Annotated in this window: 20 protein-coding genes and 1 pseudogene; 11 read left to right on the top strand and 10 right to left on the bottom strand. The window is 54.5% G+C overall.

The genetic code is table 11. The features are described 5' to 3' along the window. The first annotated feature begins 9 nt into the window (after window positions 1-9). The 5 genes from B9N72_RS07660 to B9N72_RS07640 all read left to right on the top strand — a co-directional run bounded on the left by B9N72_RS07660 (window position 10) and on the right by B9N72_RS07640 (window position 6,617). On the top strand, window positions 10-1,494 hold the full coding sequence (locus B9N72_RS07660; protein WP_085275834.1) for a type I restriction-modification system subunit M: 1,485 nt from the start codon (window positions 10-12) through the stop codon (window positions 1,492-1,494). After that, on the top strand, window positions 1,491-1,748 hold the full coding sequence (locus B9N72_RS21230; RefSeq protein WP_085275833.1) for a hypothetical protein: 258 nt from the start codon (window positions 1,491-1,493) through the stop codon (window positions 1,746-1,748). The genes B9N72_RS07660 and B9N72_RS21230 overlap by 4 nt, the downstream gene beginning before the upstream one ends. Next, window positions 1,741-3,465 carry a restriction endonuclease subunit S gene (locus B9N72_RS07650; protein ID WP_085275832.1) on the top strand — a complete coding sequence of 575 codons (1,725 nt, stop codon included), beginning with the start codon at window positions 1,741-1,743 and terminating at the stop codon, window positions 3,463-3,465. The genes B9N72_RS21230 and B9N72_RS07650 overlap by 8 nt, the downstream gene beginning before the upstream one ends. Window positions 3,466-3,474: 9 nt before the next feature. After that, the gene (locus B9N72_RS07645) at window positions 3,475-5,403 is read left to right on the top strand and encodes an AAA family ATPase (protein WP_085275831.1); all 1,929 of its coding nucleotides are present in this window, start codon (window positions 3,475-3,477) and stop codon (window positions 5,401-5,403) included. A 239-nt stretch (window positions 5,404-5,642) separates the two neighbouring features. Then, the gene (locus tag B9N72_RS07640; protein ID WP_085275830.1) at window positions 5,643-6,617 is read left to right on the top strand and encodes a hypothetical protein; all 975 of its coding nucleotides are present in this window, start codon (window positions 5,643-5,645) and stop codon (window positions 6,615-6,617) included. 449 nt (window positions 6,618-7,066) lie between these two features. Here the strand turns inward: B9N72_RS07640 and B9N72_RS07635 are convergent, their stop codons facing one another. Next, window positions 7,067-8,176, bottom strand: coding sequence for a HigA family addiction module antitoxin (locus B9N72_RS07635; RefSeq protein WP_085275829.1), 1,110 nt, complete (start codon window positions 8,174-8,176; stop codon window positions 7,067-7,069). Between the two features lie 620 nt (window positions 8,177-8,796). Here B9N72_RS07635 and B9N72_RS07630 point away from each other — a divergent pair. The 4 genes from B9N72_RS07630 to B9N72_RS07615 all read left to right on the top strand — a co-directional run bounded on the left by B9N72_RS07630 (window position 8,797) and on the right by B9N72_RS07615 (window position 14,654). Continuing rightward, window positions 8,797-9,951 (top strand): ComEC/Rec2 family competence protein, encoded by a 1,155-nt coding sequence (locus tag B9N72_RS07630; RefSeq protein WP_085275828.1) that lies wholly within the window; start codon window positions 8,797-8,799, stop codon window positions 9,949-9,951. Further along, window positions 9,951-12,215, top strand: a complete 2,265-nt coding sequence (locus B9N72_RS07625) for a ThiF family adenylyltransferase (RefSeq protein ID WP_085275827.1) — start codon at window positions 9,951-9,953, stop codon at window positions 12,213-12,215. Before B9N72_RS07630 ends, B9N72_RS07625 begins: the two co-directional genes overlap by 1 nt. Next, on the top strand, window positions 12,212-13,285 hold the full coding sequence (locus tag B9N72_RS07620; protein WP_085275826.1) for a patatin-like phospholipase family protein: 1,074 nt from the start codon (window positions 12,212-12,214) through the stop codon (window positions 13,283-13,285). The genes B9N72_RS07625 and B9N72_RS07620 overlap by 4 nt, the downstream gene beginning before the upstream one ends. Window positions 13,286-13,502: 217 nt before the next feature. Continuing rightward, the gene (locus tag B9N72_RS07615) at window positions 13,503-14,654 is read left to right on the top strand and encodes a protein NO VEIN domain-containing protein (protein WP_085275892.1); all 1,152 of its coding nucleotides are present in this window, start codon (window positions 13,503-13,505) and stop codon (window positions 14,652-14,654) included. Between the two features lie 65 nt (window positions 14,655-14,719). On the opposite strand, the gene B9N72_RS20680 is transcribed toward B9N72_RS07615, so the two are convergent. From B9N72_RS20680 to B9N72_RS07575, 9 genes are all read right to left on the bottom strand, one after another. Further along, window positions 14,720-15,196: a hypothetical protein gene (locus tag B9N72_RS20680; RefSeq protein ID WP_143477773.1), complete on the bottom strand. Its 477-nt coding sequence runs from the start codon at window positions 15,194-15,196 to the stop codon at window positions 14,720-14,722. Next, window positions 15,197-16,465 (bottom strand): Y-family DNA polymerase, encoded by a 1,269-nt coding sequence (locus B9N72_RS07610; protein WP_085275825.1) that lies wholly within the window; start codon window positions 16,463-16,465, stop codon window positions 15,197-15,199. It abuts the gene before it with no gap. Continuing rightward, complete coding sequence (locus B9N72_RS07605) at window positions 16,462-16,857, bottom strand: LexA family protein (protein WP_159453028.1); 396 nt, start codon at window positions 16,855-16,857, stop codon at window positions 16,462-16,464. Before B9N72_RS07605 ends, B9N72_RS07610 begins: the two co-directional genes overlap by 4 nt. A gap of 427 nt (window positions 16,858-17,284) precedes the next feature. Beyond that, window positions 17,285-18,085: an IS21-like element helper ATPase IstB gene (istB, locus tag B9N72_RS07600; RefSeq protein WP_085275823.1), complete on the bottom strand. Its 801-nt coding sequence runs from the start codon at window positions 18,083-18,085 to the stop codon at window positions 17,285-17,287. Then, window positions 18,078-19,571 (bottom strand): IS21 family transposase, encoded by a 1,494-nt coding sequence (gene istA / locus B9N72_RS07595; RefSeq protein ID WP_143477772.1) that lies wholly within the window; start codon window positions 19,569-19,571, stop codon window positions 18,078-18,080. The genes istB and istA overlap by 8 nt, the downstream gene beginning before the upstream one ends. A gap of 720 nt (window positions 19,572-20,291) precedes the next feature. Then, entirely contained in the window at window positions 20,292-20,864 is a 573-nt protein-coding gene (locus B9N72_RS07590; RefSeq protein WP_085275821.1) for a hypothetical protein, read from the bottom strand. A gap of 1 nt (window position 20,865) precedes the next feature. After that, window positions 20,866-21,426 (bottom strand): hypothetical protein, encoded by a 561-nt coding sequence (locus tag B9N72_RS07585; RefSeq protein WP_085275820.1) that lies wholly within the window; start codon window positions 21,424-21,426, stop codon window positions 20,866-20,868. A 12-nt stretch (window positions 21,427-21,438) separates the two neighbouring features. Then, window positions 21,439-23,031 carry a hypothetical protein gene (locus tag B9N72_RS20675; RefSeq protein ID WP_143477771.1) on the bottom strand — a complete coding sequence of 531 codons (1,593 nt, stop codon included), beginning with the start codon at window positions 23,029-23,031 and terminating at the stop codon, window positions 21,439-21,441. 33 nt (window positions 23,032-23,064) lie between these two features. Next, window positions 23,065-23,265, bottom strand: coding sequence for a hypothetical protein (locus tag B9N72_RS07575; RefSeq protein WP_143477770.1), 201 nt, complete (start codon window positions 23,263-23,265; stop codon window positions 23,065-23,067). 237 nt (window positions 23,266-23,502) lie between these two features. Here B9N72_RS07575 and B9N72_RS21705 point away from each other — a divergent pair, with 237 nt between their 5' ends. Both B9N72_RS21705 and B9N72_RS07565 read left to right on the top strand, forming a co-directional pair. Continuing rightward, window positions 23,503-23,763: a transposase gene (locus B9N72_RS21705; RefSeq protein WP_085275817.1), complete on the top strand. Its 261-nt coding sequence runs from the start codon at window positions 23,503-23,505 to the stop codon at window positions 23,761-23,763. A gap of 125 nt (window positions 23,764-23,888) precedes the next feature. Then, window positions 23,889-25,325 (top strand): annotated as a pseudogene (locus tag B9N72_RS07565) (IS1182 family transposase). Window positions 25,326-25,492: the final 167 nt, after the last annotated feature.

Genomic DNA, 25,492 nt, shown 5'->3' with positions numbered 1-25,492 from the left:
GACACCGATATGTCACTCGCCACACTCATTAAATCCATTCAGGACATCATGCGCAAAGATGTCGGCGTCGATGGTGACGCCCAGCGCATCAGCCAGATTTGTTGGTTGCTATTCCTGAAAATCTATGACGACAAAGAGCAGGAATGGGAGCTCACGCTAGCCAACTACAAGTCACCGCTGCAAGGCCGTTTTCGCTGGAGCAACTGGGCCAAAAACCCCGAAGGCATGACCGGTGAAGAGCTGATCGACTTCGTCAACAACGACCTGTTCCCCTCGCTCAAAAAACTGGCCACCTCAGCAGGGGTCTCCGCGCACGGCCGCGTGGTCGGCTCGGTGTTTGAGGACGCTTATAACTACATGAAGTCCGGCACTTTGCTGCGGCAAGTGATCAACACCATTGAAGAGGATGTGGACTTCAACTCGTCCAGTGACCGCCACGTCTTCAACGACATCTACGAGAAGATCCTAGCGGACCTGCAGTCGGCCGGCAATGCAGGTGAGTACTACACCCCGCGAGCCGTCACCCAGTTCATGGTTGATATTCTCAATCCGCAACTGGGTGAAAGCATTCTTGATCCGGCCTGCGGTACAGGGGGTTTCCTCACCTGCGCGATCGAGCACCTGAAAAAGCAAGTCAAAAACCCGGGTGACGACGAACGGCTGCAAAACAGCATCCATGGCGTGGAGAAAAAGCCGCTGCCGCACATGCTTGCCATGACCAACATGATGCTGCATGGCATCAATGTGCCAACCAACATCCGTCACGACAACACGCTCTCTCGTCCGTTTAAGGATTACGGCCCGCGTGACCGGATGGACATCATTATCACCAACCCACCGTTTGGTGGGATGGAAGAAGACGGCATCGAAAAGAACTTTCTCGCCAAGCACCAGACCCGCGAGACCGCCGATCTTTTCATGGCGCTTATCATGCACCTGCTCAAGTATGACACCGGCCGTGCCGCTGTAGTGCTGCCCGATGGCTTCCTGTTTGGTGAAGGGGTGAAGACCACACTCAAGCGTGAGCTGCTGGAAGAGTTCAACCTGCACACCATCGTGCGTTTGCCCAAAGGCGTGTTCGCGCCCTATACCAGCATTGCCACCAACATCCTGTTCTTCGAGAAGGGCGGCCCCACGCAGGATGTCTGGTTCTTCGAGCACCCCTACCCGGAAGGTTACAAGAGCTATTCACGCTCCAAGCCCTTGTCCATTGAAGAGTTCGACCTTGAAAAGGCATGGTGGGGCGGACCGCAGCGCAAGGGTCGCAAGACCACGGAATACGCGTGGATGGTGCCGGCCAAAGAGATTGCCGAGAAGAACTACAACCTGGATGCCGTGGGCAAGAACCCGCACCAAGTGGCCGTCCACCACGGAGACCCAACCGAGCTGATGGCGGAGTATCAGGATATCTCTCGCCAGTTGGCAGCCGCCCAGCAGGTGCTCAAGACCGAATTGCTGAATGCGCTACGGGCCACGAGCGGGGAGCAGGCATGAGCCAGATCACAACCATGCCTGACCAGCTGCTGAACGCTCTGCGCGAGCTGATCCAGCAAGGCCGCCAACGTGCCCTGCGGGCGGTGGACATGGTGCATGGGAAGTACCGCCACATCGTCGAGTTTGAGCAAGGAGGGCAACTGTTTGCCAGCAAGTACCGGCTGATCCTGCCCAGCGAGGCCGAACTGTGTGCCGAACTGGAGCGCGAACGAGCTGCGCTGGAACAAGGGGCAGAGGGACCTAAAGATGAATAAGCACACTGCTGCTCTGCTGGAAGCGCACTTTGATACTACCTTTGCCGCGCCCGAAGGCGTCCAGAAACTGCGAGAGCTGATTTTGACACTGGCCATGCAAGGCAAGCTCGCTCCACAAAATACGAATGATCAGCCAGCCAGTGAATTGTTGGAAGAAATTAAGGTCGAGAAGAAGCGGTTGGCCAAGGAAGGCAAGATCAAGACACCTAAGCAGCTTCCGCCAGTCATGGCGGAGCAAATTCCCTACGCGCTTCCACAGGGGTGGGAGTGGATAAGGCTTGGGAGCATTGGTAATGTTTTTAACGGCAACAGTATCAACGCATCCGAAAAGGATGCAAAGTATGCTGGCGCAAAGGGATTGCCATATATCGCGACCAAGGATGTGGGTTACGGACTGGACCCGCTTGATTACGATAATGGCATCTGCATTCCCCTCAATGAGGAGAAATTTAGAGTTGCGCACGCAGGCGCGGTATTGATCTGCGCAGAAGGTGGTAGTGCCGGCAAAAAATGCGGTCTGACAGAGCGCGACATTTGTTTTGGCAACAAGCTATTTGCCAATGAATTATTTGGGAAAATTCCTTCTCGATTCATTCTCTTTGCGTATTTATCGCCGTTTTTTGCAAAATCATTCGCAGATTCAATGACAGGCATTATTGGTGGCGTTTCCATTGCCAAATTTGTAGAGATACTGATCCCGCTTCCTCCTCTTGCAGAACAAAACCGCATCGTCGCCAAAATCGACGAACTGATGGCGCGTTGCGATGCATTGGAAAAGCTGCGCACTGATCACGAAGAAAAGCGGCTGGCCGTCCACTCCGCCGCCGTCAGGCAACTGCTGAACATCGCCGAGCCCGACGAGCATCAACGCGCCCAAGCTTTCCTCGCCGAGCACTTCGGCGAACTCTACACTGTCAAAGAAAGCGTCGCCGAATTGCGCAAAGCCATCTTGCAACTGGCTGTGATGGGCAAACTCATCCCGCAAGACCCTAATGATCAGCCCACCTGCGAATTGCTCAGGGGGATCGAATTCGAGAAAAAGCGACTCGTTAAGATCGGCAAGATCAAGGCACCAAAATCGCTGCGGCCAATTCCTGAGAAGGAAATGCCCTATCCGTTGCCAATTGGCTGGTTATGGGTCCAACTACAAGACTTGATAGTCTTCGGGCCCACTAATGGTTTTTCCCCAAAAGCAGTTGACTACGAAACCAATGTCCGCTCCCTCACCCTGAGTGCAACCACCTCCGGAAAATTCAGAGGCGAGTTTTACAAATACCTTGACATTGAGGTTCCCTCGGAGTCTGACCTGTGGCTACAAGACGGAGACATCCTCATTCAAAGAGGAAACACAATTGAATATGTTGGCATCCCCGCTATTTATCGCGGCGAGCCAAATCAATACATATATCCAGATTTGATGATGAAGATTCGCTTGTCTGATTCAGTCGACAAGAACTATGTTCTTTACGCCATGAGTTCAGATTCATGTCGCGACTATTTGCGAAAGAATGCATCTGGAACGTCTGGCACCATGCCAAAAATAAATCAAGGGGCATTAAACAGCCTACCGATTCCTCTGCCACCGCTAAACCTACAAAAGAAAATTGTCTCCAAGATCGATCAGCTAATGGATTTATGTGAATCTCTCGAAGAACAAATATACTCAGCCACAACCCAAAAAACTTTACTGCTCAATGCAGTGATGGCACAGATGTGAGGTTTCCACGTGCGCTTGAAACACCTTCACATCAGTCAATACAAGAACCTGCGTGACTTCTCTCTAAATTTTGATGGCAGCAGTTTCATAGACATATTCGTCGGTAAGAACGGCAGCGGCAAATCTAACCTATTCGAGGCCTTGATTGAGATCTTTCGCCATCTCGATCAGCTCGGTCGAGCTGATAACGATATTGGCTTCGATTATACGTTGCGCTACGAAATCAATGAGCAAGAGACCGAGATCGAATGGAAAACCAGCAAGCTGCGTATTAACCAAGATAATGATCGAAAATCGCTGGGCCAGACACCATTTCCTGACAATGTGCTGATTTATTACTCTGGCCACAATACTACGGTGTCTAGCTTGGTTGCGGACTACGAGAAAAATTTTCGTGGGCGCATCAAGGGCGCAAACCTTGAAGATTCACGTCGCTTCATCTGCATCGGCCCGGGATACAAAGCACTGCTTCTGGCAGTGCTGCTGGTGCAGCCGGAAGGTGGCCGAGCTCACACATTCATTCGTCAAAAGCTCGGGATCGATAAACTTGGCATCACCAAACCGGGGACCGACGAAGTTGCGGAGCCCGTGCTTCGGGTCGAGCTGCAACGTCCGGAGTATGCGCGAGGGAAAAAAGACTTCGACATTGAGCTTAACGACGAGTCCGACAGATACTGGAAAGCCGACGGCATTACCAAGGATTTTCTCGATACATTGAGCCATTGCATCTGGAGTAATGTCGATGCATTGACGGTAACCGAGGGTTATCTCTCCGGCGATGATCGATACGTGCTGTACTTGACTATCAGCAAGTTGCAAGAGTCATTCAGCGGTAAGTGGCAGGAGTTGTTCCGCCAGTTCGATAACTTGAAAACGCTGGGTATGCTGGATGGCATCTCCGTACCTCTTCGTCTTACTTCTGGTCTGGAAGGCAATATCAACCACTTCAGCGACGGCCAGTTCCAGTCGGTCTACATCTACTCCATCGTTGAACTGTTTAAGGACCGTAACTGCCTCACATTGCTGGATGAGCCGGATGCCTTCCTACACCCGGAGTGGCAGTTCGATTTCCTCAAGCAGGTATTTGAAATAACAGACACGGAAGCGAGGCAAAACCACGTACTGATGAGTAGCCATAGCGCTGTGACGCTCATCCCCCATGAGAAGCAGAAAATCAAGTTCTTCGACATCAAGGAAAACAAGGCTAACTGCTATGACCTGCCAAAAACGATTGCCATCAAGAAACTCAGCTCTGACCTAATCAAGTTTTCAGAGCAGGAGCAACTGCTCAGCATCATCAACGCTGTCCAAATCGAGAAAAAGCCCGTGCTCTTCACCGAGGGCAGTACAGACCCCATCATCCTCAAGGAAGCTTGGTACAAATTATTCGAGGAGGATATGCCTTTCATCCCCTTCTATGCGTTCAGCTGCACGTACATTAACCAGCTGCTGACGGATAACCGCATCCATGGGGAGATGGGCGGATTACCGGTGTTTGCTCTTTTTGATTTCGACAAGGCTTATGATCAATGGAATGGTTTGAATGGCGATGTGTTAGCTACGGATCCAATGCGGGGGCTCATCAAGAAGTGGAAGAACGGGGAGTCGTACGCTCTGATGCTGCCGGTGCCGCAACATGCCGATATCCTGAGGCAGGTCATTAAAAATTCGGAGACAAAGGAGACTTTTGGTGGCGACTCTTCCTGCGAGATCGAGCATCTCTTCTATGGTCAAGCCGCTACTGCAGAGTATTACCACCAGGAGCCTTGTCCCGGGGGAAGCAAGGTGACGTTCAAGTCAGACAAGGACAAGACTCATTTTGCCAAGACGGTCGTGCCACAGTTACCAGCAGAATGCTTTGAACCATTCAAGCCAATCTTCGAGTTCATAGCTGCCAAATGTCGTGCACAAGAAGAGGCTCAGACACAGCCTACGTGACGGCCCACTGAGTTGCCACGGATTTAATAGACGGATTCTGATCGCAAAGAAACCCTAAGCAGACTCAGGAATGACTATTGGCAATGGCCACTTTGACCGAATTGCACGCATAAACTGTACGGCAGGTGTTGGAGTCAAGCTGTCATCTGGATGGCTGCTCCACCTATCTCCGGGAGGGTGACTCCTGGCCGATAGCACTCACTTGGTAACTGTCACTAAGGCCGAGATAGGATTAGCTCATGAAGTTCGTCAATGCCACGCGCAAGCAGCACTTTGTCTCTCAGACGGAGCAAAGGCTAAATGCTTACTCTGGCGATAAAATCTACGAATTTTCGATTCTGCAGCGGGGTGTTGCCAAGGATATCCGCTTGTCGGAACCGAAATCGAGGCCGATTGGCGGTAACCTCAAGATTGATGATTTGTTCAGCTTTGACATTGAACCGAAGGCAAAACTTCGAGAGAACTTCGAGGAGTTGTTTCAGCAGTACGAAAACACGGTATCTACACTGACACAGTGCCTGCTAGAAAAGGCCGCTGCGAAGTCATCAGATGTAGTGGCCGAACTGGTAGATCTATTCGTGGCGAAGCTAATGAATTTCGCGCGAAACCCCTATTGCGTGCCGAAAATGCTGAACACATTCCCTGCCTTCAAATGCATGCGTCCTACCGATCCAGAGCAGAATCGCCTATTGGAGAAGGTGCTTACCGGACGCAAGCCTCATCAGAAGTACATCTGTAAGCAGCTCGGACTTTCAGAGGTTCAGTATCGTGAATGGCTTGCGACACTCTTCATGCTGCTGGCGGATTTTCAGCAAGGTCAGCCGAATTTCTTGGGCCAGGCTGTTGCCGGGCTATTCAATTCCACGGAGACATCCGCCTGTGCCATGGTTAGCACCTACACGACTGAGAAGGTTCTTCTGTCCGACAGAGCGATGACATCAAATCTTGAAAACGCTAGTGGCAGCGGCTTTGACTCCAACCTGTCCGACTCGGCATTTGTGCGCTACGTGTTCATGGATAAGGCTACTGTACTTAAGGGGAGAGCACATCCGTCCTATATTGAGTCCATGCTCGAGTTCAATAAGACGCAGAAGCCTGAGCTGTATCTGCGATACGAGCACGACAACCTAGAACTGCTGAGGAACTATAACTGGCACGTTATCAACCAAAGCCATGAGCGAGTTTTCTGTGCTTCGAAGACGGTGCTACTTTGAGCGCCTCACAAATGTAGGCGTTTGGTACCAATAGCACACGCTCATTGGGCTTCGAAAAACTTCATCTACGTCGTTTACCTCAACTACCTGGACGGGAAACATTGGCGCCGATCAACCTATGATGGCTCTCTGCCCATGGAGTATTGGACGCTGTCCAAACAAAACAGTTACGTCGCGTTTTTCGATTGTTGTATCCCTTTTGCAACGGCAGCTGCCGGGCGGCTTTATTGTAACTATCTAAGTCCGCTTGGGAGCGGACGCTCCTGCCCGTAGGACCGAGAAGCTGCCATTCAACTTGTTTTACCGCTGAACGGCAGGTAACCAATACATTTCCGACCGATTAGGGCCAAAACTTCAAGGTCGGCGATGCCCGAACTGCTGCCGAAGGGGGGGCTCGCCTAGAGGCATGTTCCAGCATCCACAAAAACATGAACATCAGAAATAACCATCTAATCCTCCGCCCAAGCCAAGGCAACCTTTAAGTCATTTAACTTACTTCCGAAACTCACATGCCCGTCATGCTGCAGTCTTCCCACAACAATACCTGGCGCAATTCCTAGTAGCCTAGCAAAATCAATAATCGACTCGCGATCGAAGTAACCAGAGTTTACAAAGCGCCGATACTCCTCACTTGAAATTAAAAAACCTGAGGCAAATCTGTCCGCTTCTTCCTCTTCAACACTCTTGATAGTTTTTGTCTGCTCTACAAATACATCCCTTTTTCCGTGTAATAAAATATGCCCAGCCTCATGGAAAAAGGAAAACCAAAATTGGTCATTTCGCTTGTAGCGAAGGCTTAGTTGGATCAGTGCCTTATCAGGAGAAATCCACCTAGTAGCCCCACAAATACCAAGCCTAGGGAACTCTGGCACAAGAACAACGGCAACACCTGCAGACCGGCACTCTTCAACCATGAAATCGCAGGTTTCATGCACATCTATGTCTGCTGTTTTTAATCTTATTTTAGTAAGAGCTGCCTTAAATCGAGCCGCATCAAATGAACTACACTCTAGTTCGCGTCCTTCAATTTCACCTTGTCTCAGCCAAGTAGCTACCAAACCAAGATCAGTCACATTCTGTGCTGGTGATCTACGAAATGCTGTAGCTTCTTTACCCCGCTGCCAAAGCTCGGACCACGCCTCGGGTGAAGCCACGCCAAAATAGTTTAATAATTCTTGAACTAGCTCGACTTTATCACTTTGATTTTCTATCCATCCCCTTTTAATCATTTCTTTATATGGGAAACTGGATAGCCATCCCACGTGCTCTTTAAGACGCTCCTTTTCTTCCAAACGTGCAAGAGCTGCACGATAATTCTGCTCTAGAGAATTCCAGAAGGAAGAGGAAATACCTAAAACTCTCTCAAGCTGAATAGCAGTTTCAGGCGTAATAGCTGCCTTGCCTTTTGCTATTTCATTAATTGTTTTTTTAGGCCGGCCTGTTCTTTCTGCAAGATCTGCTTGCGAAAGACCTCGAGCCTCCAATACCTCGACGAGACTTTCTCCTGGAGGTACGGCGAAATTCGGAACGAATGGGTGCAGGGTGGTGTTAGCGGGCATGGGCGCCACCTAAGGCAAGAATTCTAATCGCAGTAACAGATGACAAATCGCTGTCATCTCCCGGTAAGGCAGGGATGCTGCTGAGGTAAGGCTCAAAGACGATGTGATGTACAGATGAGATGCTTACAGAAAAGCGCGAGCCCCCTGCGAGCCTAGTCAGCTTCAGCATGGGCAAGGTAGCAGCGATGGCAAGGCTCTCTATAGCTGCAAGCTCAAACAGGCGTTGACAAGCTTTCCGGGCACTTGGCCCAAAAATCCTGCTGAGATGTTCCTCTGAGCATGCAGCAGCCTCCATATCGGAAGATGCAAACAGTATGTCCATTGTCTCCCCAGCATACCTCAAAAGCAACACCTGGACAAGCCATTATAGCAACGGAAAGGGTTAACGAAATTTGGTTAACCCATTGCGTTAACAATACTTGACATTAACCTATGGGGTAAACAATACTTCAGACATCGAAGCCAGCCACGCGCCCTTCGTTTGACCGGCCTCCCCACCGTCCGCACCACTCATAAGTAGAGAGGTCCGTCTCTGAAGGAGGATGACGGATATGAAGAACGGGCATGCCGGCTCGCAGCATCAATTCGTTTGATGCATTTTTATCGAAGGAAGGGTTCATATGCCAGAAAAGCATCAAATCGTTTTCTACCCGGTGGGCAACGGAGACACATCTCAGGTTGTGCTCAGCCAGGGGCGTCGGGTGTTGTTCGACTTCTGTCATCGCAAGAAGGCCAACGGTGCGGACACGCCCGAGATCGACCTGAAGAAGCGGCTCAAGGAAGAGCTGGATGCGGCGGGGCGTGACTACTTCGACGTGGTGGCATTCACCCATGCCGACGCCGACCATATCCAGGGCAGCACCGAGTTCTTCGAACTGCAACATGCGGCCAAGTACAAAGGTGCGGGGCGGATCAAGATCAAACAGCTCTGGGTGCCAGCCGCGATGGTCCTGGAGAGTGCGTCCAACGACCAGCAGAGCGAGGAGTTCGTCATCCTGAGGCAGGAAGCCCGCCATCGCCTGCTCGAGGGTAAAGACATCCTGGTCTTCTCGAAGCCTCAGGATCTGATGGACTGGCTCGTTCCGAAGCTCAAGGAGCGTGGCGAGGCGCCCAATGCTCGTGACCATCTGTTCATCGATGCCGGCACGCTGGTGCCCGGCTTCAGTCTGACATCGGACGGTGCTGAGTTCTTCTGCCACTCGCCCTTCGTGAAGCACTGCGAGGATGGCGACATTATCCGGAACTCTGCCGCCCTAGTGTTCAACGTCCGCCTCCAAGCGGGCACCAGCACCTTCGATTACCTTGAGATCGGCGATGCACATTGGGAAGACCTAGAGGACATTGTGCGCATCACCAAGTGGCACAAGAATGAAGATCGTCTTGCATGGGACCTGATCAATATCCCTCACCACTGCAGCTACCTGTCGCTCAGCGACGAGAAGGGCGAAAAAGAGACCGAGCCGAAGCCACTGGTGAAGGAGCTGCTGCTGGCGGGCAAGCGTGACTCATATATCGTCAGTTGCAGTAAGCCTATCGTGGACGTGAAGGAGTCCTACGACCAAGTTCAACCACCCCACATCCAGGCGCGCAAGGCCTACGAGCGGTACTTGAAGGAGGTGAAGGGCCGGAAGTTCCTGGTGACCATGGAAGAGCCCAACGCTACCAAGCCTGAACCCTTGGTGTTCGACGTGACCGCCGGTGGCGTGTCCTGGGCAAAGATGGCATTGATCGGTGCTCCCGCCATCGTGGCCAGCCGTCCTTCGCGAGCCGGCTAATGAGCGAGGAGTTTTACGAGCTGACTGACTTCGGGGAAGTGGCTCACCCTGACTTACTGGTCCTGCGCCGGGCGCAGGCTCTGGCCGCAGCAGTGCGAGATGCGGCCGACTACACGCTTGTGCAGTTGCTGTCGCGCGGGATGCCAGGGGCGGAGCAAATCGAGGCCCTAGTCGTCGACATCGAGTGCGATGGTGTGCCGTCCAGGAACCCAGTGGGAATCCAGTACCGCGAGCGCCTCGCCTTGCTGGTGCCTGAGGATCAGGCGGCACTGGTCGAAGTGATTGCGCTTCGCAAGTCGTTCCCGGTACTGATGCACCAGAACCACGGCACGCGCGACGGGGCGGCCAGCATTTGCCTCTACTTCGAGCCAACACCGACGGTGATGCGGACGTGGACGCCGCAACGGTTCCTCCGCCGCATCCAATGGTGGCTGGAGCAAAGCGCCAAGGGCGAACTGCACCCGGCCGACCAACCCGTAGAGCACCTATTCTTCGCTTCTAAGTACGAGCTCGTGCTGCCATGGAACCTCGACGCACTCCGGAGCGCTGGCGGCGCGAAGATGGCCGTCGTGCGCAGCCAGGCCAGGCCAGACGGCGGTGGCACTTTCTTCTTGAAGCCCGTCGGCGATGGCCACAACGTGCCACCGAGCTTGGCATCGCACATTGAGTTGACTCTGCCCTCCGTGGTGCAGGGCTTTGTTGAGCGTGATCCCGCGACCCTCGGAGATCTGGCGGATCTGCTGGCCCGGCGAGGGGTGGATCTGCTGCCGCGGCTGATTGCGGCGCTGAGCGATGGCGTTGGAAGCGCGGGCGTGCCTGCCGGTTCTTCGGATTCCTTCGCCGTCATCATCCTGCACATCCCCATGGTGCGCGAGGCCGGCGGAGAGGTGCAGCGAGTCGCCCGTCGCGCCTTCCTGGTCCAAGGTGATTTGCGCCAGTTGGGTGTAAAGGCCGGGGCCCTGTACTTGCATGACAAACGCTACTTTGCCGAAGTCCAGGGGTCAGTCCTGGCGCGTGATCCGGCGACCGAATGGAAGAGTGAGCCCATTTTTCCGATGGATGTGCTGCAGTTCCCTGACAGCTCTGCTGCTCGCAAGCAGTCCAGCCTCGGCGATGAAGGGCCGCGCGGTGTATTGGTTGGGGCAGGTTCCCTCGGCAGCGCCATGCTGAATTTGTGGACCCGCGCCGGCTGGGGTAAGTGGTCGGTGATCGACAAGGACCACATCAAACCGCATAACTTGGCCAGGCACGTCGCATTTGCACAGCATGTTGGCGAGCTGAAGTGCGACGTTGTGGCGGAGCTGAGTTGGGCGGCAACGGAGGGAGCTGCCACGGTCACATCAGTCAGAGGGGACGCATGCGACCTTGGTGCCTTGGCCGTGCAGGATACGTTGACGAGTGCCAACTTGGTCGTGGACGCGTCCGCTGCGTTGGAGTACCCGCGTCAGGCCAGTTTTCAGGACAACCTGCCGCGGCACGCCACGTCGTTTGTGACTCCTAACGGCAATGGGGCGGTGTTGATGATGGAAGACCAGGGTCGCACAACGCGCCTGCGTACCTTGGAAGCCCAGTACTACCGCGCCCTAATTCGCCAAGCCTGGGGTGCCAAGCACCTGGAAGGCAATCTGGGAACCTATTGGAGCGGGGCAAGTTGCCGGGACATCTCGGTGGCCATGCCGTATTCGCGCATTGCGGTTCACGCCAGCACGTTGGCTGAGCAGGTCATGCTGCGGGGTCGATCAGAGGAGGCCTGCATCCGTGTCTGGGACCGCGAACCCGAGACGGGACGCGTCTCGGTCCACGACGTGCATCCGGCTACCGAACGCCGCCTCGACTTTGGTGACTTGAGCGTCTTCTATGACGAGGGGTTGGCGACACACCTGAAGTCGCTCCGACTTGCCACCCTGCCAAAGGAAACCGGTGGAGTGTTGCTGGGCTATCACGACTTCAACGTTGGAGCCATCGTGCTGGTCGATGCGCTGCCCGCGCCGCCGGACAGTCGAGCGAGCGCCGGCACCTTCGAGCGCGGCACAGCTGGCTTGGTGCAGGCTGTCCAGGAGGCTTCGGCGCGCACCGCGGGCATCGTCGGTTACGTCGGCGAATGGCACAGTCACCCTCCCGGGCACTCAGCCATGCCCAGCCGAGATGATCTGGTCCAACTGGCAGAGATCAGTCTGGGTATGCATGGTGACGGGCTCCCTGCGCTCCAGTTGATCGTGAGCGAAAACGACATTCAAGTCATGCAAGGCAGGGTGCAACCATGACGGCGCCACAAAAGCCGATTGCGCTGGCACTTTCGGGCGGTGGCATCCGGGCCATGGTGTTTCACCTCGGCGTCCTGCGGCATTTGGCTGAGCGAGGTCTCCTGGAATCCGTCGAAAGGATCTCCACGGTCTCTGGGGGCAGTCTGCTGGTCGGACTGCTGCTTCAGCAGAATGGAATGCGCTGGCCGACTTCCGAGCGATTTCTGTCGTACTCGCTACCTGCACTGCGAGAGGCGCTGTGCGCGCGCAGCCTCCAATGGGGTGCGGTACGACAGCTGGTAAGCCCGCTCAACTGGCGGTTCTTGCTCTCTCGAGCCAATCTGCTGGCACTGACGCTTCGGCATGAATGGCGGGTGACAGCCACCCTCTCCGATCTACCGGAGCTGCCGGAATGGTCGATCAACGGGACCACTGCAGAAAGCGGAAAGCGGTTCCGCTTCAAACGCAGCGACATTGGCGAATACACATTGGGCTACGCCTCGGCAGCGCGCTTTCCATTGGCGAGTGCGTTGGCAGTTTCTGCAGCCTTTCCCGGCGGCTTTGGCCCCTTGAGTTTAGAGACAGGTCGCTACGAATGGCGAAAGCGCGAGTGGGATGTGCCCGTTGAGGCTGCCGAGCCAACATCCCCAGCATTTCATCGGCTACATCTCTACGACGGTGGCGTGTACGACAACATGGGGCTGGAGCCATTCTTTGACGCCGGCCGCCAGATACCAAAGCAAGAGGGCTGCTTCCTGATCTGCTCAGATGCCGGCGCACCGTTAGCACCGGGGTTCGACATGGGGCCACTCAATGCCTTCCGACTCAAGCGCGTCGCAGACATCATGTCGGACCAATCGAGATCACTGCGCGTCCGCACGCTGGTGCATTACCTTCAGCAGGCACCGTCATCCGGCGCCTACCTCAGCATCAACACGCCGGTCTCATCGAACAATAACTGCCCATCGGCGCAGTTTGCCTCGTCGTTTCCGACAACCTTACGCCGCCTTCGCTCCGACGAGTTTGACAAGCTCGCTGCGCACGGGGCAGCTGTTGCAGAGCGAGTTCGGACTGAGTTTGGGCTGCTGTAATGCTCATCTTCGGATCAGTCTTAGTCAATGCCGGAATGCTGATAGACGCCGTAGGTACGGGGTATAACGCACCTCCGGTGGTTATAGGCACGCCATCCACACAATTCCATTCGCATTTTAATCGCCGGATACCGGAAGCAACATCGCACCGAGCTTGATACTATGATCATTGTCTTTGTACAGAGCCCAGCCGGATGGGCAACAAGGGAAGGTCATCATGGCGACACGATCATCGTTCAATTCCGCACAATTGCAGGCGTTTGAGCAGGCTTACGACATCACCCACGAAGATATTGCCGCACAGACGCGTGGCGAGTTCCTAAAGGCGTTCCCTCTCAAGAGCCTGCCGAAGATTAAACTCGATGAGTATGTCATCGGCCATCAGCAGCCAACCTTCTGTGCTCACGTTGAAGCCAAAACACGCCCCTGGGCAAACATACAAGGCGCCACTGCAGAAAAATTTGGCATCTACTTCGGTAAGACAAAGAGTGATCCCAACAAGATTTACCGCTTCACGCGCAGATTTGGGAATACAAAGGATGAGGCATTTCGTTCGATCAAAGGTGCTCTATTAGAGTTAGTTCAACTCGGACAACGGGCTGAACTCGACTTCGAGGCGATTGATGCCAATCTACTTTCGCAAATGTTCAAGGCAAAAATACTGAGCCTGTACTTTCCTGATCGCTTTCTCAATGTTTGTAGTGCCGAGCACTTGGAACTACTTGGAATGGAACTCGGCTACGGGGACGGACTGCCCGCCAGCGAGTATCAATACCTATTGCTCCAAGAAAAGTTCTCGAATCGCAATACACGGGAGTGGAGTAACCCGAAATTTATGGCGTTTCTCTACGACAAGTACATTCACACCGACCGCAAACCCACTGCGACCATTCAAAAGCCTCGCAAGAAGGCAGCTCATCGCACGATAAATTTCGAGGACGTTCAGTCCCAGAGGGACGCGATTGGAAAAGCCGCCGAAGCGTTTGCGCTCGAATGGGAAAAGCAGCGCCTTGAAGGTGCTGGGCTGACTCTCCTAATTCCGAAAATCGAGGACCGTAGAGACCGGCCAGGGTTTGGCTATGACTTCCTGTCACATACAGCACCGCAGCGGCAGCGATACATTGAGGTCAAGTCAGTCGGAAAACTGACAAATGGCGAAGGGCATCGATTTTTCTTATCAGGCAATGAACACATAGTTTCTATGTCTACCGAGCATCGTGGAGCCTATTTTTTCTACTTGGTTTTCTTCGACAGAAACGGCCTACCTGAAGAACTACGGCCGATTTGCGCTGATGAGCTTTATCAGAATAGCGAAATTTCGCCGGCTTCCTACGTCGTCAGATTTGATTTCGGACGGCCTGACAGGTAGCCCCCGCAAATTAACGAGCATGTCACCTGGTGTGAAGGAGTAATTCGAGAATTATTTGCTGCCATCTATTTAGACTCTGAGCCCGGGAATAATGAGTATTGCCTTGAAAAGTCGGGTTTTAGGACTGGAAACGGCTCCGAGCAAGGAGGTCTCTCATCTCCCTTCAAGGCAGGAATGGCAATGCAAGCGGATTGCATTAGGACTTGCTCATCATTTTGCGTGATACGCAATGAGGTACATTGTCCTCGAATGACAGGTTTATTCCAGTTAACTCCCAGGCATAACTCCCGAAGTTCATCATTCCAATAACCTTGATAGAACTGGTCCGCCAGCGCTTGGACGACCTGCATTTCTTCGTCAGTGAAGAGCAGAGCCTTGTTGGCAGCCTGAATTGCACGCTGCTTGAGAACACCATAACATTCGGCTAGCTCTTGCGCTAAAACAGGGTCGTCTTCTGGGTTTTCTTCGGGGGGACATTCTTCATTGAGTTCTATCCATGCGTGCCATTCTTCGTCTGGCGCATTGAGGGCGGGGCGTGGCATTTAGCGTACCTCTATGAGTTGGTCCCAGCGTGTCGTCCAACACGGGGATTTTAAGTCCTGCCGCATTTCCCACCGATTGCTCAACCCTTCCGCGCCTAGGTGTATCGTGCTGCGCCCGTACTCTTGGTTGATAGCATCCAGTGCCGCCATCAGGCGGTGTCGGCGAGGGCTGGGGAGCGGTGCAAACATATCCGTCTGCTGCACTTCTCTAGGGCCAATCTCCATGAGGATGACCCCGGCCCGGTGGTACAGGTAACCGTGTTTGTAAATACAGCGTAGGCCAGCGAGAGCGCTATGGGTCAGCTCGATGGTATCGTCCGTTGGATGTACCAATGGCACTACCGTATACGGGTGATACTGGTCGTGCTCTGAAAAGGTGCTGGTACTGATGCTTACGCCAATGAGCCGTGCGGTGCTCTGCTGCTCTCTTAGTTTCTCCGCTGCCCTTGCCGTGTGGTGAGCAATGGAGGACGCCAGTGTGCTCAGGTCCTTAACCTTATGCGCGAAGCTTCTGGAGGCGATTATCTGTTGTTTAGCCGGGGTGACATCCTCCAGAGCCAGGCAGCTTACCCCGTTGAGTTCCTGCACCGTCCGTTCCGTTACCACATTGAAGCGGCGTTTAATCCTTCTGGGGTCCGCGTGCTTGAGCTGTAAGGCGTTCGTGATGCCCATAGCGCCTAGCTTCTCTGTCAGCCTCCTTCCGATGCCCCAAACTTCCCCAACCTCGATTTCAGAAAGCAGCCTGTCTTGCTCGCTCTCGCTAAGCCAGCTCCAGTCAAACACCCCGGACCATTCAGGGCGTTTTTTCGCTGTGTGGTTGGCTAGCTTTGCTAAAGTCTTGCTTGACCCAATGCCAACACAGGTAGGGATACCGACACGGCGCAGTACCTCCTGCCTCAAGCGGTGGGCACGGTCCTCAATATCCTGCACCCCCGTGAAGTCCAAGAACGCCTCATCGATTGAGTAGACCTCCATATTTGGCGCGTGCTCTGCTAGGACGGTCATCAGCCTGCCGGACAGGTCGCCATACAACGAGTAGTTCGAGCTGAACACGGCTACATTGTGGCGCTTGCACAGGGCTTCGACCTCGAAGAAGGGGCCGAACATGGGGATGCCTAACGCCCGCGCTTTCTCACAGGCAGCAACAACACAGCCGTCATTATTGGAAAGCACCACCACGGGTCTATCTCGCAGGTCCGGCCTGCCGACCTTCTCGCAGTTTGCGTAGAACTTATTCGCGTCCACCAGCGCAAACACTTGGGGTTTCATCGCGTCCTCACGAACTGATGGATGGAACTGGTTACCACGCCGAATACACGTAGCTCCTGCCCCTCCTCGAATAGCGTTGCTCGGTGGTGCTCACCATGAGACACAAGCGCCATACGGTTGCCACGTTGGCGGAACTGGCGCACGACAAATTCCCCATCCAGCTCCGCCACCACGATTTGCTCGTGTTGGGGAGTGCGGCCCCGGTCTACCACCAAGATGTCCCCCCGCTGTATTCCGAAACCCTTCATGTCATCCGTCGCCACACGCATGAAGAAGGTCGCCGGTTTGTCTTCCACTAGGTAGTCATGCAGGTTCAGGCTCTGGTCTAGATAGTTGCTCGCGGGCGATGGAAAACCGGCATGGGCCACACGCGCCAACAACGGGATGGTCATGGGCGGGGGAGCCAAGGCAACTTGCCGAATCCGACCAGGGAAGCTACGCGCAAGGTCCGCTACGGTGGCTGTGGTTTTGCTGGGGCTGCTCATAACGTCTAGAGTTAATCTTGATTTTGTACATAATCAAAACTAGCTCAATAACCCCAGAAGGGGAAGCGGAATATCGTAAAAGTTCTAGATATGCAGCCTGGAAGTAGCTGCCGGCAGGCAGGGGGACGGTGCTCTATCACTCTCTGAGGTTGCCCTGTCCGCTGCGCGTCCGATATTACCCACCTCTGCGCGTTGAATTTTACCCAGGGAGGAATGCCACTTCCGTATAGGGGTGGCTGTGGATAAGTCTAGTACATTCAGCTGGCCAGATTCGGTTCTGTGTCACAGATACCGGGCTCGGTACCGCGATCCTCACCCCCCGGTTGGTCAGTGCTTAGAATGGATCGGCTTCATCCAACCCTTCCATCCGCTTTCTCTCCCTAGCCTTGATTCTCGATTTCGCCGTATCGCTGCTGTGGCGGAACCGATAGGACTCGTTACCCGTTTCGACGATATGGCAGTGGTGCGTCAGTCGATCGAGCAATGCCGTCGTCAGCTTGGCGTCGCCGAACACGCTGGCCCATTCGCCGAAGGTCAGATTGGTGGTGATCATTACACTGGTATGCTCGTACAACTTTGACAGCAGGTGAAACAGCAAAGCCCCTCCTGCCTGGCTGAATGGCAGGTAGCCCAGCTCGTCGAGGATCACCAGATCAACGCGCATCAACGCGAACGCCAGCTTGCCCGCCTTACCGGCCGCTTTCTCCTGCTCCAGCAAGTTCACCAGATCGACCGTGGAGAAGAAGCGTACGCGTTTGCCGTGACGCGTGATGCCTGATACGCCCAGCGCGGTGGCCAGGTGCGTCTTGCCGGTGCCTGTCCCACCGATGAACACGACGTTGTGCGCGCTGTCGGTGAACGACAGGTCCGCCAGCTCTGCGATCAAGTGCTGATCCACCTTGGACTGGCTGAAGTCGAAGCCGGCCAGGTCGCGATGCGCAGGGAACCTGGCCGCGTGCATCTGGTAGCTGACCGAACGCATGGCGCGGTCGGTTTCCTCCGCCGCCAGCAGGTGCTCGATCAGCCAGCGCGATGACTCGATGGCCGTTTGGGCATCTTGCGCGACGATCTCATCCCAGGCACCCGCCATGCCGTAAAGCCGCAATGCCTTCAGCCTGCTCGCGATCTCATGCATGGTTGGCCCCCGTGCGCAGACTGTCGTAGCGTTCCGGATCGGCCATTGGCGCTTCCTGGACGGCCAGCACCGTTTCCGCCTGCTCTGGCATGGGCGCCTGCTTGAGCCGGTTCAGCACATTCTCGATGTGTTCGACGCTCGGGTTTCCCGACTCCAGAACCAGTTCGACGGCAACCAGCACCTCCTCCAGCCCCGAACGCGGCACGGTGGCAAGCAGCTTGGCCATGATGCGGACTCCACCTTCGCGCTTGAGCAATAGCCGCCGTAGCCGCTGGAACGGACCCGGCATGTCGGCAAACGGCGCGCCGTTGCGCAACGCGCCCGGTTTGCGCTCGATCAGCGGGATGTAGTGCTGCCAGTCGTAGCTCGTGTGGTTGTTGCCGAAACAGCGTAGATGGGTGGCTACCACAGCATCGTTCGCCACCAGGTCGAGCCGTTCGGAATAGACGTGGATGCTCACCATCCTGCCGACCTGCTCACAGGGCACCGAGTAGCGGTTGCGGTCGTAGTGCACCAGGCAGATGCTGTTGACCTTGCCCAGTGTCTCCACATAGCCGTCGAACGGCGTGACCATGGGCATCATCTGTGGTTGCTCATGTTCGAGCATTTCAGCAACGGTAAGGCCCTCGTACTCTCCGTGGCGTAGTTCCTGCCACAGCGCGCGGCAACGATCGAGCAGCCAGACGTTGAGTTCGGCGAAGCTACTGAACCGTTCCTTGGCGGCTTCCTGCCAGATACGTGGGCGACTGTCCTGCACATTCTTCTCGACGACGCCTTTCTCCCAACCGGAGGCGACGTTGCAGAAATCTGGATCGAACAGGTAATGCGACGCCATGGCGGCGAAGCGGGTATTGACCGCACGGGCCTTGCCACGTTTGACCTTGTCGACGGCGGTCTTCATGTTGTCGTAGATGCCGCGGCGTGGAATGCCGCCGAGCGCCGTGAATGCACGCGTGTGCGCGTCGAACAGCATCTCATGGCTTTGCGTGGGATAGGCTTGCACGACGAAGGCGCGGCTGGCGCACAGCTTGAGATGCGCGGCCATGATCTTGCGCCAGATACCACCGATCACCAGGCGCTCTTCGCTCCAGTCGAACTGGAAGGCCTCGCCCAGCTCGAAACGCAGAGGCACATATGCCTTGGCCTGACTAGCCCCGCCATCGGCCCGCCACTGCCGGATGAAGGCCGTGACCCGGCTATAGTCGCCGGTGAACCCGGCCGCCTTGAGCTCGGCAAATAGCTTGAGCGCACTGCGGCGCTCGCGCTTGAGACGGTGCTGGTCTGTCTCCAGCAGCCTGGTGAGCTGCGCCGCATACGGTGCGATCTTGGTTTCAGCCGGTTTCCGCTGGTACTTCGGCGCCGTGCCTTCCGCCGCCTTGAGCCAGTGACGAATCGTCTTGCGGGTCAGCCCGGTTCGCCGTTCGATCTCAGATAGCGATAGGCCATCCCGGTAGTACAGCCTGCGAACAATACCCAGTTCTTTCATGGTGATCACTCCATTCTCCTGCTGAAAAATTCAGCAGGGGGATTGAACACCCTGGGTAGTTTTCAACGCGCACTAGCCCCTGAAAACTGGGTAATTTTCGATGCGTACGCACAGGCGTGTCTTCTCTATATCGTAAAGCACTGATCTATAGAAAATAGTAAGCCAATTTCGTCAGTGGTCTACGTAATTTTGGTAAGCATTGAAAATACGATTGGCATGTCATATGAAAAACGGCAGTTGACAAGGAGATTTATATGTTATTCACGAACTCAGGTAAAATTATTAAAAAGAATATATTTTATATATAAACTTTAATACTCGTCATTATTTCAGGGTGTGGCGATGGCATTACACAGCAAGCGAAAGCAGCCCTTGGCCAAATGCTGCCGGGTGACTTCTCCACAGAGCAGCCATCTGAATGACCGCTGTACTCCTTAGCAAGTCCTTGGAGACAGCGTTTTACAGGCCTCAAGCATGCATGGGCAGTAGGTGTTGCGGGGCGTAGAGGAGAATCGGGCGGAGATCCGTTGTTGACGATGGGTTGCAGGTGCGTAAATACTCCACAGATCGCGGTTGAATTTCCAATCATTGAGGCGTGCCACCTTGCAACTATTCAGCCTTGAGCCTGTATAACTTGTAATGGGGCTGATAAACCAATGCCAGTGTGCAGTACCTCACGCTATGATATCGGACGGGACTCCGTCCAAAGCTCAAAAAGCGTCAGCAACCAAAAATGCATCGTGGGTTTTCAATGACCTTTCGCACGTCTCCGCCAATTCCAAGTCCATTCAGAACTTGACTTCGTGCCTGTGGCACTAAAGCAGTCTCACCACCAAATGGAGTGCCACCAAGTATTTGACTCACGTCTACGTGTGCCGCAGCAGGTGGTAAAAGTTGAGACATTCCACCCGTCAGAAAGAATACGCCTGTATTAACTATCTGCTGATAAGGCGCATAGCCGGCTTCGCATTGCTGAAAGCCCTGAAAAATCGCACCGAGTGCGGTATCTCTTTGGGTTGCCAGCATTTGAATTAGGAACGGTATATTGATTATTTGGACAGAGCCATCAGGCATCGCCTGCGGAAAATTCGCCGGGTTTACCCCTTTGGCTTGCAAGGCCCCAGCGATCCTTAACCAGAAATCAATCTGGTTACCGTAGCTTATGCGAATCTGGAAGTCCTGCTGTCCCGCCGCCTGCCTGCAAGCGTCCTGAGCAAACGCACTGCCGTTGCCAAGTAGTGCTGCTAAAGGCAACGCGAGGTAGATGGCAAGTCGTCTAGTTATTAAAATCATCTTAGCAACCTCCTCGGATAAATTTCAAAGGATCGCGAATGCCACAAGCTACATCCCCATGAATGCCGAGCCCATTCAAAATGTCCTCGCGGAGTTTTGGGATCAAAGCCCCGGGCCCGCCTAGTGGGTTGCCGCTGAGGATTTGACTCGCATCAATTTTCGTCATCGTTGGCGGAAGGATCGCTGAAAGTCCCCCGGTAGCAAAATACACTGCAATATCCAGTGCCTTTTGATAAGGTGCTATACCCCGGTTGCAATCATCTCCAGCGGTCTGAATCTGATTATATGCTTCAGCCCGCTGCTTTATGAGCTTCTCCACCACATCTACTAGATCAAGCAATTCGACCGATCCATCTGGCATTATTATAGGATACTTTCGTGGATCTAGCCCCTTGTCCTTTAATGCCTTGCTTACTTTGATCCACAAGTCGATCTTCGGCAAATAGATTTGATCGACATTCTGCTTAGCCCCATTCGCGGCCTCATCGCATTTATCTGCCGCGAATGCCAAGCTGGAGAACGCCGACAACAAAAGCAGAAATAGCCAGATTCGATATTTCATCTAAACTCTCCGTTAGTACATAAACGCTTGACGCCCAGTCCGATTGCCTTTCCCGTCAAAGAAGGTGAAGTCAAGTGCGGTTTGAAGCCCGCCAGTATTCGCGGACTGAGCCCCGAAGAGGAAGCTTAATGTCATCTCTCGGATACTCCATCCTCGAGCTTTTGCAGCGGCGATCGATCCGATTGTTTCGCCAGTGACCAGTTCAAGAAATGCGCCCTCGGTTAAGGCACCGCCATACTGCTTATTCATCTCCTCATAGGCGCTACGGAGGTCAATTGACTCCGCTGAAACGACTGGCGTGTATCGCTGGCCGAATCTGTCTATTGCGTCGACGTTAGAGATGTTGGCCCACTTGGCTACGCCTCGGAATACGGACGTTTGGCTGCACTGGAACTTGACCTGAAAGGAAATTGGTCCGGGTGATTCGTTGCATTCTACGGTCTTCTTGCGCTGGACAAGAGTACCAACCGGGTCGAGCTTAGGCCAAGCAACACTGGGTGCGGTGAATGCAACTGCAGAAATACATTTCTTCTCGTCATCTCTACAGGCCCTGGCAGTTTGTACGATTTTGGCTATGAGGGCGTCACTATCCGAGTACGCCTTTTTAAGTGTGTTCGTCTGATCCGTAGTGAGTTCAATTTGCCCCTGCGCCGCCATATTTAACAAATCGTATGCCTTCCGTTTTATAATATCGATATCTCGATAGGTAATATAATAGTCACTTAGGGCGATATCAGCGATACTAAAGTCAACAACGTTTCCGCCCCAGCCATAACGAGTCATCTTTGTCGACTGGTATGAAGTCGCCTTGGAGTTGTCGAATGAGAGCTTTGCTGTGTAAGTGCGCAGTATCTGGCTGATCGCGGCCAGATCAGAGTAATCTGTAAAGAGAGCCGCCAAGTCAGCCGCGCCACTACCTCCAACAGTAACGACATCTACGGTGATTCGACTGGTCTTGGCTGCTTCTTTGACGAAGTTTCGAAAGCTTGTTGACGCCTCTACACTAAAAATGGCTGTATTGGCTTCGCCAGAAAATTTGCCTTCAAGAGTCTTACGTTGCTCTTGCGATATGTTGCTTATGCTAAATATCGCTGAAACAGATGCTTTTCGACGCTCTTGTGTTATAAGCTCTTGTCCGCAACGAGTGGCAAACTGAGCAAAGTTTTTTGATTCTATAAGTTGACTTGCGAAAGCTTTGAGGCTTTCATCATATACTTCTGATTTCCCAAGATCGGTTTGTAAGTAGACAATCCAAGTCAGACTGTCGGATGAAAATGAATATTTCTCGTCGAGTGAGCCAGATGCGGCGCCGCTGAAGAAGGCATATTTGCCTGCGGCTGACGCAGATACACTCAATTCTCGCAAAAAATCCGTGCGAGTCTTGATCAGGCTGGTCCTAAATAGGGAAGAACCAGCCGAGCCTGGAATCAAGCGGGTCTTGAAGTCGAAGCAATAGGGGAAGCTATCGGTTGGGTCCGAAGGAGTTACACCCGCCCCCAGTCTCAAGGACAGGGGAAAGCCATACTCGGAAGCGTTGCACGAAAGGGAAGAGACTAGACACAGAGTGATCGCGCCCCCCTTGAACCATCTGCATTCTTTGACCATGCACGTCTCCCGCCTCTTGCCTGGTATTTTTATTTATACTGAGTATTGTGAGAGCGGCAAGTTAATTTTTGGGATATCCGCTTCGTGACGAAAGTCGCAGTCCATCGCCTCGACGACGCCGAACTGTAGAACGCCGTGCTGCACTATTTTCTGCATGCCATCGAACAAGGCTTGCGGCAACGCCTTCCGGAATTGGATAGCTAGGCGCGCATCGGCGCCGTCGTCTTCATCCACCGTTCTGAGAGTTGATGAATACCCATCGCACATTCACGCGGTAGTCATCAATGTCTGTCCGAAAGGATGCCGAGAGCCTGCGTTTTCAGGAAGCGCGCCTCACTCCGGAAGGTCTGGCACGACTGCAGGTAACCCTCAGCAAACTGATCGCCAGACTCTTCATCCGGAGCGACCTGTTGGACGAGGCCGAGGTCGAGGCCATGCGCCGCTGCGACCACGACAGCGGTTTCTCTCTCGATGCCGGTGTGCGCCTTGACGGGAGTGACCGGCGAAGATCGGAAACGCCTGTTACGCCACTGCACCGGCTCGGCCTTTGCGCAGAAACGTCAGCGGCAAATCGATCTGGAGCTTCTCGTCTATGAAAGCCCACAGCCGGGGTCGGGCGGACGCGTCAGCAGGATCCTGACGCCCCTCGAACTAATGGACCGCCTCGCCGCGCTGATCCCGCCGCCCCGGCGACACCGGCATTGCGTCTCTAGAGCTGGTCCTGTTGCATGACCGCTTCTACTCGTGAACCTGCCGTCGAACTACCCGAACGTCGAATGACTACAACGGGTCCAGGCTGTGTAAAAACGTCCTATCCGCCGGTAGAGTAGGGTCTTCGGCGCAAGCAGGATGTCGGCATGAAGCGGTTCATCGAGGAGGTTCCCCGCGCACAGGTCAGTTTGCTGCCTGAGTGTCTCGACGACTACGTCGGGGAGGACAACCCCGTGCGGGTGGTGGAAGTCTTTGTCGATGGGCTCGATCTCGGCCAGCTCGGCTTCAAGGGCGTTGATCCCCAGGCGACCGGTCGGCCGTCGTATCACCCGTCAGTCCTGCTGAAGATCTACATCTACGGTTACCTCAATCGTATCCAGTCGAGCCGCCGCCTGGAGCGCGAAGCGCAGCGCAATGTCGAACTGATGTGGCTTGTCGGTCGGCTGACGCCGGACTTCAAGACCATTGCTAATTTCCGCAAGGATCACGGTGCGGCGATTCGCAAGGTCGGTAGCCAGTTTGTCGCGCTATGCCGCAAGTTGGAGCTGTTCTCCCAAGCCATCGTGGCCATCGACGGCAGCAAGTTCAAGGCGGTCAACAACCGCGACAAGAACTACACCAACGCCAAGGTCCAGCGGCGCCTGGAACAGATCGAAGCCAGCATCGACCGTTATCTCGCGGCCATGGATACCGCCGACCGTACCCAGCCGGCGGAGGCTGAAGCCAAGACAATCCGGCTGCAGGAGAAGATATCGAAGCTCAAGGCGCAGATGGCGCAGCTCAAGGAAATCGAAGCGCGGCTGCGTGAAGAGCCGGACCAGCAACTTTCCCTGACCGATCCAGATGCCCGCTCCATGGCCACGAGTGGCCGGGGTACCGGCGTGGTCGGCTACAACGTGCAGACGGCGGTCGATGCCACGCACCACCTGATCGTTGCCCATGAGGTGACCAATGTGGGCAATGACCGCGCGCAGCTCGCCTCCATGTCCGAGAAGGCCCAGGCCGCCACCGGCATCCAGGACCTGACGGTCGTCGCGGATCGCGGCTACTTCAAAGGCGAAGAAATCCTGCAGTGCGAACAAGCCGGCATCACGGCCTACGTGCCCAAGCCGCTGACCTCGGGCAGCAAGGCAGAAGGACGTTTCGGCAAGCAGGATTTCATCTACCTGGCGCAGGATGACCAATACTAGTGTCCGGCCGGACAGCGCCTGATCAAACACTACTCGACCGTCGAGAAAGGGATGACCCTGCATGCCTATTGGTGCTCGGTTTGTCCAAGCTGCTCGATCAAGGCGCAATGCACCACCGGCAATGAGCGACGCATCAAACGCTGGGAGCATGAGGCGGTACTCGATGCGATGCAGGCACGGTTGGATCGCGAGCCCGAGAAAATGGGCATCCGGCGCCAAACAGTCGAACACCCGTTCGGGACCCTCAAATTCTGGATGGGCTCCACGCACTTTCTGACCAAAACCCTTGAGCACGTAAGGACCGAAATGAGCCTGCATGTGCTCGCCTACAACCTGAAGCGGATGATGAAAATCCTGGGAATCAGGCCTCTGATGCAGGTCGTTCAGGCCTGAAAGGCCTACCTTTACGCTTGAACCCTGACCAACTGGACCGACCGCTCACCGCGTTGAGGCCCAACACGAGGTCCGAAGCCAACCTTGGGGCGCAAACCGCCAGACGACACTTATACTCACGCCCCGCGCAGCTAGAGCACCGGGCGTTTTTACACAGCCTGGGTCGG

It is taken from the genome of Pseudogulbenkiania subflava DSM 22618, assembly GCF_900177275.1.
Classification (GTDB): Bacteria; Pseudomonadota; Gammaproteobacteria; order Burkholderiales; family Chromobacteriaceae; genus Pseudogulbenkiania; species Pseudogulbenkiania subflava.
Note: the sequence above shows the minus strand (reverse complement) of the source record. Positions and strands in the feature narration are given on the sequence as shown.

Excerpts from the sequence above, each read along its gene's own strand:
- B9N72_RS07660 (WP_085275834.1), top strand. The coding sequence starts at position 10 with ATGTCACTCGCCACACTCATTAAATCCATTCAGGACATCATGCGCAAA.
- B9N72_RS21230 (WP_085275833.1), top strand. The coding sequence starts at position 1,491 with ATGAGCCAGATCACAACCATGCCTGACCAGCTGCTGAACGCTCTGCGC.
- B9N72_RS07650 (WP_085275832.1), top strand. The coding sequence starts at position 1,741 with ATGAATAAGCACACTGCTGCTCTGCTGGAAGCGCACTTTGATACTACC.
- B9N72_RS07640 (WP_085275830.1), top strand. The coding sequence starts at position 5,643 with ATGAAGTTCGTCAATGCCACGCGCAAGCAGCACTTTGTCTCTCAGACG.
- B9N72_RS07635 (WP_085275829.1), bottom strand. The coding sequence starts at position 8,176 with ATGCCCGCTAACACCACCCTGCACCCATTCGTTCCGAATTTCGCCGTA.
- B9N72_RS07630 (WP_085275828.1), top strand. The coding sequence starts at position 8,797 with ATGCCAGAAAAGCATCAAATCGTTTTCTACCCGGTGGGCAACGGAGAC.
- B9N72_RS07625 (WP_085275827.1), top strand. The coding sequence starts at position 9,951 with ATGAGCGAGGAGTTTTACGAGCTGACTGACTTCGGGGAAGTGGCTCAC.
- B9N72_RS07620 (WP_085275826.1), top strand. The coding sequence starts at position 12,212 with ATGACGGCGCCACAAAAGCCGATTGCGCTGGCACTTTCGGGCGGTGGC.
- B9N72_RS07615 (WP_085275892.1), top strand. The coding sequence starts at position 13,503 with ATGGCGACACGATCATCGTTCAATTCCGCACAATTGCAGGCGTTTGAG.
- B9N72_RS20680 (WP_143477773.1), bottom strand. The coding sequence starts at position 15,196 with ATGCCACGCCCCGCCCTCAATGCGCCAGACGAAGAATGGCACGCATGG.
- B9N72_RS07610 (WP_085275825.1), bottom strand. The coding sequence starts at position 16,465 with ATGAAACCCCAAGTGTTTGCGCTGGTGGACGCGAATAAGTTCTACGCA.
- B9N72_RS07605 (WP_159453028.1), bottom strand. The coding sequence starts at position 16,857 with ATGACCATCCCGTTGTTGGCGCGTGTGGCCCATGCCGGTTTTCCATCG.
- istB (WP_085275823.1), bottom strand. The coding sequence starts at position 18,085 with ATGCATGAGATCGCGAGCAGGCTGAAGGCATTGCGGCTTTACGGCATG.
- istA (WP_143477772.1), bottom strand. The coding sequence starts at position 19,571 with ATGAAAGAACTGGGTATTGTTCGCAGGCTGTACTACCGGGATGGCCTA.
- B9N72_RS07590 (WP_085275821.1), bottom strand. The coding sequence starts at position 20,864 with ATGATTTTAATAACTAGACGACTTGCCATCTACCTCGCGTTGCCTTTA.
- B9N72_RS07585 (WP_085275820.1), bottom strand. The coding sequence starts at position 21,426 with ATGAAATATCGAATCTGGCTATTTCTGCTTTTGTTGTCGGCGTTCTCC.
- B9N72_RS20675 (WP_143477771.1), bottom strand. The coding sequence starts at position 23,031 with ATGGTCAAAGAATGCAGATGGTTCAAGGGGGGCGCGATCACTCTGTGT.
- B9N72_RS21705 (WP_085275817.1), top strand. The coding sequence starts at position 23,503 with ATGCCGGTGTGCGCCTTGACGGGAGTGACCGGCGAAGATCGGAAACGC.